This is a genomic window from Legionella bozemanae (assembly GCF_001648595.1).
GTDB lineage: Bacteria > Pseudomonadota > Gammaproteobacteria > Legionellales > Legionellaceae > Legionella > Legionella bozemanae.
In genome coordinates this window covers 1-815 of record NZ_LBAW01000087.1, presented here as the reverse complement: position 1 = coordinate 815, position 815 = coordinate 1, and the positions used below count along the sequence as shown (strand labels likewise).

Sequence of the window (815 nt, the reverse complement as noted above, 5' to 3'; positions counted from 1 at the left end):
ATTGAAATATAGGAATAATGGTATTGAAAGTGCATGACGGATTATGATCCAATAGAGTTCCACAACAATAAGAGATCGACGTCATGCACCTGATGCAATTATTACACAAAACATTAGCAAAAGAATTACCTTTTATTCATAAATCACGCTTACACAATTTAATCATGGCTTCATCGACGTTAATTAAGGTAAATAAATTAACGCTGACATCGCTTGGCCGTCATTTGCCTCATACTAAAGTTAAGACTCGCAGCAATATAAAAAGGATAGACCGCTTATTAGGGAATACGCGATTACAAAAAGAAGCGATTGAATTTTATAGGACAATGAGTCATTATCTACTAGCAGCACAAAGACGCCCCTGGATTCATGTTGATTGGAGCTGTATATGTTCGCAGACTAAACTCTATTTATTGAGAGCCTCCTTGTCGATGCAAGGACGCTCGATTGTGATTTACGAAGAATGTCATCCACAGAAAAAACAAAATAACCATCAAACTCATAAAGAATTTTTAAATAATCTAAAAGCTATTTTACCGAGCTCTGTACAACCTATTATTGTTACCGATGCGGGATTTAGAGCGCCTTGGTTTTCCTATGTTCGAGCGCTTGATTGGGATTTTTTAGGCCGATTACGCCATAAGAATGCGATATATTTAGAGGCTACAGCAACTTGGCAATTAAGTCATATCTATTATGAACAAGCCACAGCCAAACCTAACTACTTGGGGCAGGGCCTTCTTACAGAGAAAGAACAAATCCCTGCTCACTTTATACTCTATAAAGGCCTCTCTAAAGGTCGTCATAGAGTGAAT

General features: G+C 37.5%; 1 protein-coding gene. It reads left to right on the top strand.

Annotation, left to right across the window (positions count from 1 at the left end; all coding sequences use genetic code 11):
* Positions 1-83: 83 nt before the first annotated feature.
* The coding region (locus A8O27_RS18160) for an IS4 family transposase (protein WP_154669269.1) at positions 84-815 on the top strand (732 nt) is incomplete at its 3' end.